General features: G+C 39.2%; 9 protein-coding genes and 1 tRNA gene. 5 read left to right on the top strand and 5 right to left on the bottom strand.

The features are described from left to right. The 3 genes from PS3_RS04280 to PS3_RS04270 all read right to left on the bottom strand — a co-directional run. A partial coding sequence (locus PS3_RS04280; RefSeq protein ID WP_040468112.1) for an Ig-like domain-containing protein occupies window positions 1-2012 on the bottom strand: 2012 nt, incomplete at its 3' end. A 673-nt stretch (window positions 2013-2685) separates the two neighbouring features. Continuing rightward, window positions 2686-3117 (bottom strand): hypothetical protein, encoded by a 432-nt coding sequence (locus PS3_RS04275; protein ID WP_040468110.1) that lies wholly within the window; start codon window positions 3115-3117, stop codon window positions 2686-2688. A 21-nt stretch (window positions 3118-3138) separates the two neighbouring features. Continuing rightward, entirely contained in the window at window positions 3139-3483 is a 345-nt protein-coding gene (locus PS3_RS04270) for a zinc-ribbon domain-containing protein (RefSeq protein ID WP_040468108.1), read from the bottom strand. A 214-nt stretch (window positions 3484-3697) separates the two neighbouring features. Here PS3_RS04270 and murI point away from each other — a divergent pair, with 214 nt between their 5' ends. The 3 genes from murI to adhP all read left to right on the top strand — a co-directional run bounded on the left by murI (window position 3698) and on the right by adhP (window position 6465). Continuing rightward, the gene (murI, locus tag PS3_RS04265; protein WP_007122164.1) at window positions 3698-4495 is read left to right on the top strand and encodes a glutamate racemase; all 798 of its coding nucleotides are present in this window, start codon (window positions 3698-3700) and stop codon (window positions 4493-4495) included. Window positions 4496-4512: 17 nt separating this feature from the next. Beyond that, on the top strand, window positions 4513-5280 hold the full coding sequence (locus tag PS3_RS04260) for a flavodoxin family protein (RefSeq protein ID WP_007122163.1): 768 nt from the start codon (window positions 4513-4515) through the stop codon (window positions 5278-5280). 162 nt (window positions 5281-5442) lie between these two features. After that, on the top strand, window positions 5443-6465 hold the full coding sequence (gene adhP, locus PS3_RS04255; RefSeq protein WP_007122162.1) for an alcohol dehydrogenase AdhP: 1023 nt from the start codon (window positions 5443-5445) through the stop codon (window positions 6463-6465). 670 nt (window positions 6466-7135) lie between these two features. On the opposite strand, the gene PS3_RS04250 is transcribed toward adhP, so the two are convergent. Together PS3_RS04250 and PS3_RS04245 are read right to left on the bottom strand one after the other, a co-directional pair. Further along, window positions 7136-7208, bottom strand: a tRNA-Glu gene (locus PS3_RS04250). A 55-nt stretch (window positions 7209-7263) separates the two neighbouring features. Beyond that, window positions 7264-7533 (bottom strand): hypothetical protein, encoded by a 270-nt coding sequence (locus PS3_RS04245; RefSeq protein ID WP_040468106.1) that lies wholly within the window; start codon window positions 7531-7533, stop codon window positions 7264-7266. Window positions 7534-7663: 130 nt separating this feature from the next. On the opposite strand from PS3_RS04245, the gene PS3_RS04240 reads away from it, so the two are divergent. Both PS3_RS04240 and PS3_RS04235 read left to right on the top strand, forming a co-directional pair. Next, a complete protein-coding gene (locus PS3_RS04240; RefSeq protein WP_040468105.1) occupies window positions 7664-8026 on the top strand; it encodes a DUF1304 domain-containing protein in 363 nt (120 codons plus the stop codon). A 79-nt stretch (window positions 8027-8105) separates the two neighbouring features. Then, entirely contained in the window at window positions 8106-8774 is a 669-nt protein-coding gene (locus tag PS3_RS04235) for a matrixin family metalloprotease (protein ID WP_007122161.1), read from the top strand. Window positions 8775-8784 lie beyond the last annotated feature (10 nt).

Genomic DNA, 8784 nt, shown 5'->3' with positions numbered 1-8784 from the left:
AACGATTCACTGGTTGAAGCACTGAGGGATTCACTCGTCGAGGCACTTAAGGACTCACTGGTGGATGCACTTAAGGATTCACTCGTCGAAGTACTGAGTGACTTACTGGTGGAAGTACTCAAAGATGCGCAGGTTGAGGCACTTTCAGAAGTGCTGGTACTTTGAGAAATACTATGACTTGTGGAAGCACTCGTTGATTCAGAAAGACTAACACTCACAGAATTATACGTATCTTCTCCAGAGGCTTGTCCGGTACCAGTAAATAAGACGTTATGGTTATCCCAAGAGTAATTTGAGTTGTTCGCAAAAAGTTGATTTCGGGTGTAAATCCCGGACCCACTTTCATTAGCCGTAGAATCATATGACCCCTCAACCACTACCACATATCGATTCGATCCCGGGGCAAATTGCAATGTGTAATGATTATTAGCATATGATATATAGCCATTAAAAGTAGAGGTAACATCAACCCCGTATTGGCTCCAGTCTGTAGTCTCCATACTTTCTGGCGGTGTCACATTATCATATAATCGATAGACTTTAATTGAAGTATCATTGGCATTCACTTCGATTGCATTAGGACTAGTCGCAGTAGGGTTAGCTCCACCAATCAATGTGTATGCAGTGCCAAGCCCATTATTACCATATAAATACTGACCATTTTGGTTAACGTAAACCGTCTGCGTATAGTGACCATTCCCCACATTGTACAACCATGATTCTGTCGAGATTCCAGTCGTATTTAATATCGTCTCGCTAGGTTTAACATAACTGACATAAGTAGTCGCTGAATTTGTACTGCCACCCATTGAGATTGTTAATGTCTGCGATCCACTAAAAGGAACATTGATCATATCAATCCAGGCTGGCGAAACGAAACTCGCATTAATATTCGTATGGGTCTGTACATAATCGGTTAACGTAAAGGTTAATTGGTTTGTCGTAGCATCATATGATGAGGTCGCCACAATCGAACCGTCCGGTGCCACTAAATCCATCGGCTGTTTGGTCCCATCAGCACTGATCCCATTTAGGTTCAGATTATTTGACAATTGAACCGTTATCGTATCACCGGTTTGAGCACCATCGTTAATATGCATGCTACCACCAATAGCTAAAGTCCCTTGTTTTTGTGGCTCAATGGTACTATCAACATAGATTTTTAAATTAACATCACTAACTAATTGATCATTCGTCGTTGTATCATTTGTTGCCAACAACATCAGATTACGTCGGAATAAACTTGCATTAGTTGCGTTAGTAGTAGTGATCTTTGACTCATTTAAAGTCGTTAATAAATTGGATGTTAGTCCAACCGTTTCATATTCGCCTAGCTTGACTGTTTCTGTCCCAGTTGCTACTTCACTATTAACTGAAATTTCTGAATTTGATCCTTCTAATAAAGAACCTTCACTCGTTGAAGCCGTGGAAGTTTTCGATTCACCAGTAGAATCTGTTGATAGCTGGCTTTTAGAAGTTGATACCGATTCAGAAAGACGCTCACTTTGACTAATGCTAGTTGATAGGCTTTCACTTTTACTAATACTAGTGCTAGTAGACGAGCTTTCACTCAAAGATTCAGAAAGGCTAGGCTGGTCCTTGGACTGCGAATTAGATCCCTGATTAACCAGGCTTGATGAATCTGCCACTCCTGGGGTTAAATTCACTTTGTCCGTGGTCGCTAACGTAGAGGTCGTCGCGTTCGATGTCATTACTGATCCAGGATTGGTATCCGCAAAAGCTGTTTGTTGCATGGCATATGCCCCGCCAGTTAACGCCCCCATGGCTGTTAAGCCTTTTAACAGCTCTTTAGTTTTGGCCGAAGATTTACGGTAATCCGTTTCTACAATCCGCTGATTTTCTTCCTTACCTTTAATTTTCAAAAAGTGGAACAATGAAATTTGAGAGAGTAATGAACAAACCCATTGTTTCCCTGATTTGTACATTTTTACCCGAGTATCCCGATCAGCTTCTTTATATATTCCAAAATATTTTTGATTTTTCTTCTTCATACGCTCCTCCCAACATCTTTCTTCATTTTGTATTTGATGATGTATTCCCAATTAATCATCTGTTATTTACGAATATATTTTAAACTACTGGGTTAATAGGGATATATACACATATTAAAAAATGTGTACTTATCTAAAAATAGTAATATTTATCATTTTCCTAGGTAAAAAGGTATATACCAAATTATCGTTTGATAAATAAAATAAAATTATGTCCTTTTTTGCATATAAAGATCAATATAATTTCACATTTACATCATAAGTGAGTAATTTGTATATTCCCAAAGTAACGAATTGGACATTCCTCACGAATATTTACAAAAGAAAAGCGCCTTGTAGAAAGTTATCTACTAGGCGCTAACTTTTATAACAATTATTAAGTAAATATCTATTACTTTAATCTCATCAGACATTTAAAATCTGAATTTAGTGTTTCTTACCCAATTATGACAAATCAAAGCTTAAATCATATTCCTTAGTATTGGTGTCATTACTATCAGCAGGGAAGATTTCGCCCTTCCACCGTAAGCCTTTCGTGAAATTACTTAAGTCATCATTACTATCAAAAATGTAGTATAAGGACCCGTCCTTCGTTACCCCAGCATTAATATCACCGCTAAAATCACTTCCACCGACAATAGCAGCATCCGCTTGTTGACCATCAACAGATAAACTAGAAATATTTAAAAGGGGATCGACATCCTTTTTTTGCTGCCACTGATAGATCCATAACTACGATCGTATTCCCTGACTTACCTGAATAACCAATTTTTTGGCTCGCCGATAAACGATACAAAGTGACTTTTTTGATGGTAAGATCTGCATAGTCGGTCCAGGACGAATCTGTCTGATTAACAGTATAAGTTTTCTTTTGGGTATACTTATACGATTTACCACTCAAAGTGATTGAATTCTTGGAATCCGTTGTCTCCCCACTCTGAGTGGTCGACATTGTCGTTGAAGTCGTATTTCTTAAACTCTGAGTCGCATTCTTGGTTTCCCGCGCGCTCACAAAAACTACCACATCAAAAATCAAGGTGATTACTACTAGAACTCCGATGATCCATCCCCAGACCTTTTTATTCTGGAACCATAATTTTTTCATGATTTCCCTCCATTGTTTCGTTTAAGCAGCCCCTAAGGCAGTAGCAATTGCGGTTGAAATCCAGAAAATGACTGACCATGCCAAACCAATTCCAGCACCATAGCCAGCCGATTTAGCATTGTTGGGCGCTGTTTTTTTCCATACTAAGCATAGTATTAAGCCTACTAAGGGAACACAAAACCCTAAAACACCCCACCATATTGTTCCGGAATCATTTAAATTCGAGGTCTTTTCAACGGTCACTTCAGCAGGTTGACTTGTTTCTTCATCTACAGAAGTTGTTTCTTTAGTTAATGAAGTTCCGCAGTTTAAACAAAACTTGGCACCTTCCTCCACTTCGACACCACAATTAGGACAAAACTTCATGACGATTTCCTCCTTATAGATAATAAAAAAATTAGTATTTTCTTAATTATAACATAAGTATTCAATTGGATGATTATTAAAATATATACATAAAAATCATAAAACAAAAATACATTAATAATTTTTATCCATAATCTTTAAATTAAATCGTTCACTTATTAAACTGATCTCTTCCAAATATGTTATGATGATGGTTCGAGAGGAGCTTTATAGTATGGATAATCGACCTATTGGTGTCATGGACTCAGGAATTGGCGGACTCTCCATTGTCCGAGTCTTGATGCAAGAATTACCGCATGAATCAATCATTTTTGTTGGCGATCAACTACATTTCCCTTACGGAACCAGAACGACTGAGAATATTCGGGATTTAGCTCTCAAAATCAGTCAATACTTGGTAGCCCAAAACGTAAAATTATTAGTAATTGCATGTAATACAGCGACGGCTGCCGCCTTACCAATCTTGCAAGCTCAACTCCCCATCCCTGTAATTGGGGTCATTGAACCAGGGGCCCGTGCTGCCATTGAGGTTGCCCAAACACCACGCATTGGAGTCATTGCTACTGATTCAACTATTCGCTCCCAAGCGTATTCGCAAGCACTCCATCGCTTGGTACCCGAAACCAACGTGGTTAGTCAGGCCACCCAACCCCTTGTTTCTGTGGTTGAACACGGGCTTACGGGGACCTTTCAAGCTCAACAAATGGTTAATAATGCGCTCGCTATTTTTAAGGAACAACCGGTATCGGCCTTAATTTTGGGTTGTACCCATTTCCCATTCTTAGAATATGAAATTCACCATTGTTTAGGAAAAGAAGTGGTCTTAATTGATCCAGCCGAAGAAACTGTCAAAATGGTCCATTCCCAATTAGCACAAAATGACCAATTAGCAGACCAAATTGATCCCCAGTCAACTTTTTATAGCACTGGTGATCAATTAGAACTATTAGCGGGGGTAAATCGATGGGTTAATCCTCAAGCTAAATATCAATGCGCTCATCTCAACTTGTAATCAACGGAGGAAGCAGGATGAAAATTGTTGGTATCTTTGGGGCTCATCAGGCTAGTGGGCTAACCAAACAAATGCTCAATGCCTTGTGGGCAGGAATCCCCCATGACATTGAAACAACGACGATTGACCTAAACCAATTAGTTATCCAGCCTGATATTCCAGGTCAAGCCAACCCCGTTTTAGATGAAATCGAGCGGGCCCTAAAAGAAAGTGATATTTGGGTCATTGCCGCGCCTACCTATTGGGGTGGTCTATCCGGTGAAATGAAACACTTCTTTGATTGCATCCGACCGCGGATCGTTCGGTTCGATCATCGTGGTGGTATGCACCCAGGCCAATATCGCGATAAACATTATGTCACTTTAACTAATTGTTACGCTTCTAAATGGACCAATCTAACTGATGGCATCACTAATGCGACCTTTAACCAAGTAGATAAAGTAATGACAACTGCCGGCTTGCATAAAGCTGGTGAAGTTGTTCTAACTGACACCTGGGAATTAACTAAACTTCCTAATAAAAAGGCCGCTCAGTTAAAAAACTTAGGCCAAAAGTTAGGTCAACTTCAACGAAAGGATGATGAGACCATGAAACGCTATCTTCTTCTATTTGCAGTGGTCGCCATAATGACCTTGATCACCATGGGTATCCAAGCCCTAATTAGCTGGGCATTTCATTGGCAAGCGGGATTTTGGGGTAATTATATTGCCTTTGTCTGCATTTTCTTTGCGATGTTATCCATCTCACTACATCTTTTAACAGTTAGTCTGCACGCTCGTAAATAATTTGTGATAAAAAATGTAAATTTAGCATTGTTTTGGCAACAATGCTTTTATTTTAGTAAATTTTAATGTGATTTTTGTCACAAATTCCTTGAAATCGCTTTTCCTTTACACTAGAATTAACAATGTAAATGAAAAACCTAGAAACAAAGGAGTCTTTATACTATGAAAGCTGCAGTTATTAACGATCCAGTTGATGGTTATGTTACCGTTAAGGATGTTCAATTACGGGATTTAGAACCAGGCGAAGCCCTTGTTGACATGGAATATAGTGGCCTTTGCCACACCGACTTACACGTCGCTGCCGGTGACTTCGGTGAAAAACCAGGTCGAATTATCGGACACGAAGGGGTCGGTCGGGTTTCAAAAGTCGCTCCTGGGGTTACCAGTTTGAAAGTTGGCGACCGCGTTTCAATCGCATGGTTCTACAAGGGATGTGGACACTGTGAATACTGTTTAACTGGTCGGGAAACTTTCTGTCGGGAAGTTGTTAACTCTGGTTACACCGCTGATGGTGCGATGGCAGAACAATGTATTGTGCCGGCCGACTATGCGGTTAAAGTTCCAGAAGGCCTTGATCCAGTCCAAGCTACTTCTTTAACTTGTGCCGGCGTAACTGTTTACAAGGCTTTAAAAGTTGCCGATGTTAAGCCTGGACAATGGGTATCTATCGTTGGTGCTGGTGGTCTTGGTAACTTGGCTGTTCAATTTGCCCACAATGTCTTTGGTTGCCATGTTGTCGTTGTTGACGGGAATGAAGATAAACTACAAGCTGCTAAAGAAAACGGTGCTGAAGTTTTAATTAACCGTCATGATGATAATGTCGCCGAACAAATCCAAGCAAAGGTTGGCGGGGTCCATGCTGCTGTGGTTACTGCGGTAGCTGCTGAAGCCTTTGACCAAGCCGTTGATTCGCTTCGACCAGATGGTCGTTTAGTTGCCGTAGCCTTACCACAAGGTGACATGAAGTTAAACATTGCAAAGACTGTCCTTGATGGGATTATTGTTGCTGGTTCATTAGTCGGCACGCGTCAAGATCTTGCTGAATGTTCCCAATTTGGGGCTGAAGGAAAGGTTACACCGATCGTTAAGACTCGGAAACTCGAAGAAATCAACGATATGATTCAGGAATTAAAAGACAATAAAGTCGTTGGTCGTAACGTTGTTGACTTTGTTCATAATAAGTAATTTAACAAAAGCATCCGCAACTTGGTTTAACTAACCGAATTAACGGATGCTTTTTCTATCAGCTCTACTTATTCAGTAAAAGACGATATGCGAATCAATGACGATTAGGCCTAATGATTTTAGGCTAATGATTAAGGTTAGCTACCTTATGAATTGGCTTAGTGAATACGTAGAAAGCACACACCCCTCAACATTTTCTAGTTCCGGAGGTGATGCTATGCTACATTTTAGAAAGGTGATAGGGTATAGCGGTGTTCATCGCCGTATTTATCTGGATTGTGTCCCTAGCAAGTATCAATTTTGCTAAGGCTTATAAGATAATAAAAAATGCTAGTCGTCATTAAAAACGGCTAGCGAACTCTAGTTATCCTAATTCACGATTGAAAGGCAACGGATGCGACCCGTTGTCTTTCTTTTCGTTTATAATCATACCAGAATTTGACCAGATCAACAAATAAAAAATCAGTACCATAAGGCACTGACCATTCACAACATTATCAAGACCACAAAGGCTAATTTTATTTCGATCTAAGTTAAAGTTAGATCGTTACTTATCAAAATTCCCCTCAAAACTCTCGTAAACGGGTGTAAATGAGTGAAACCCAAAAATCAAGAATACTGATATATCAAGGTTTCTAGCGTAGGTGAACATTAGTAAACGCTATAAAAATCACCCCTACGGGGATCGAACCCGTAACTCCGCCTTGAGAGGGCGACGTCTTAACCAATTTGACCAAGGGGCAAAATTAACATCTACAATTTTATGCTAAGTAATGATCATTGTCAATACCGGTAAGCCTATTCATTATCAGATTGATACTTATCATTTAATCTGATTTCAATTCGCTTCAACCAGTATCGACGAACTGCTGACCACAAAATAATTAGAATCACCCAGCACACAAAGATGGATGACTGAGCGATCCCACCTGGCAGCCACCCAAGTAGAGCTAATCCACCCAAAACAATCACAATTGTAATTACATTTAAAACTGTCTTCCAAACTCGATATTCGCTGGCTTTAAGTTGTTCTTGTTCAGTTTGATTTAATTTGTTTGAACTTACCATTCTGGTCACCACCCTTCTTCTAGCCTTATTATAACACTATAATATTTAAGTGATCGTGCAAATCATTAACTATCGATTTACGAAAATGATAAAATTAGAGCTACATTTATGAAATTATGGGAGTGTATTTATGTCCATTATCACCATTATCTTAGCTATTCTCGTTGGTCTTGAATTTATTTACATCATGTATCTGGAAACTTTTGCGACAAACTCAAACAGAACCGCCAAGGTTTTCAAGTTAAGTTCTAACGACCTTCAAAACCCAATCGTCCAAACTCTCTTTAAAAACCAAGGTATCTATAATGGTTTAATAACTCTCTTAATTCTCGTCGCTCTCTTATATCAAAGCACCGTCGCCTTGGAATGGTTGATGATTTATATTATTGCTGTAGCGATTTATGGTAGCTTTACCAGTAATCCCAAAATCATCTTCCTACAAGGAGGTGGACTGCCAATTCTAACCTTGCTTAGTATTTGGGTGTTTAATTAAGCTTGAGAAAAATTTCAAGTTTTTGTGATCTGATCGTAATCAAAGCCTGTTACAATTAACAATAATCTAAAGTAAAGGGGTGAGCCCAATTAAATTCAAGCGTTTCTTTACCACGATAATTTATGCTGGAATTCTAATCGGGGTAATTTGGCTTTATCGGTACAACCAACCTTTTCAACGCAGTATTGATAACTTCACTTCTGCAGCGCAAATCACCATCAACAATTGGATCAATCCCAAAACAACGCAAACTGACGCAACCAATGCTTCAGAAACGACTAGTGAAAACGGCAGCGAATCTGGGCAATGGACAAGTACCAGTGCCACTTTATATCTAGATCTCAACAACCAAACCTTAGATCAAGCTACTCGTGAGGCTATCCAAGCATGGAATGATACGGGAGCCTTCACCTTCAAGATCACTACTAACCGAAAAAAGGCCGATGTAGTGATCACAACGATGGATAACAATAGTAATGGCGCAGCCGGTTTAACCAAAATGAATATTAATTCGGTTACCCATTATTTTGTAAATGGTAAGATGTATTTGAATCAAGCATATTTACTCAGTCCCGAATACAATTATAGTTATCAACAAATCGTTAATACAGCTGAACATGAATTAGGCCACGTAATTGGTTTATCCCATACTGATGAAATTTCAGTTATGCAGCCTGCTGGTTCCCTTTATTCGATCCAACAACTAGATATCGATAACGTACAAAAATTTATAATAAACGAAAAATAGGAAGAAGCTC

The sequence above is a fragment of the Limosilactobacillus gastricus PS3 genome (assembly GCF_000247775.1).
Classification (GTDB): Bacteria; Bacillota; Bacilli; order Lactobacillales; family Lactobacillaceae; genus Limosilactobacillus; species Limosilactobacillus gastricus_A.
This window is presented reverse-complemented; position numbering and strand designations above follow the sequence as displayed.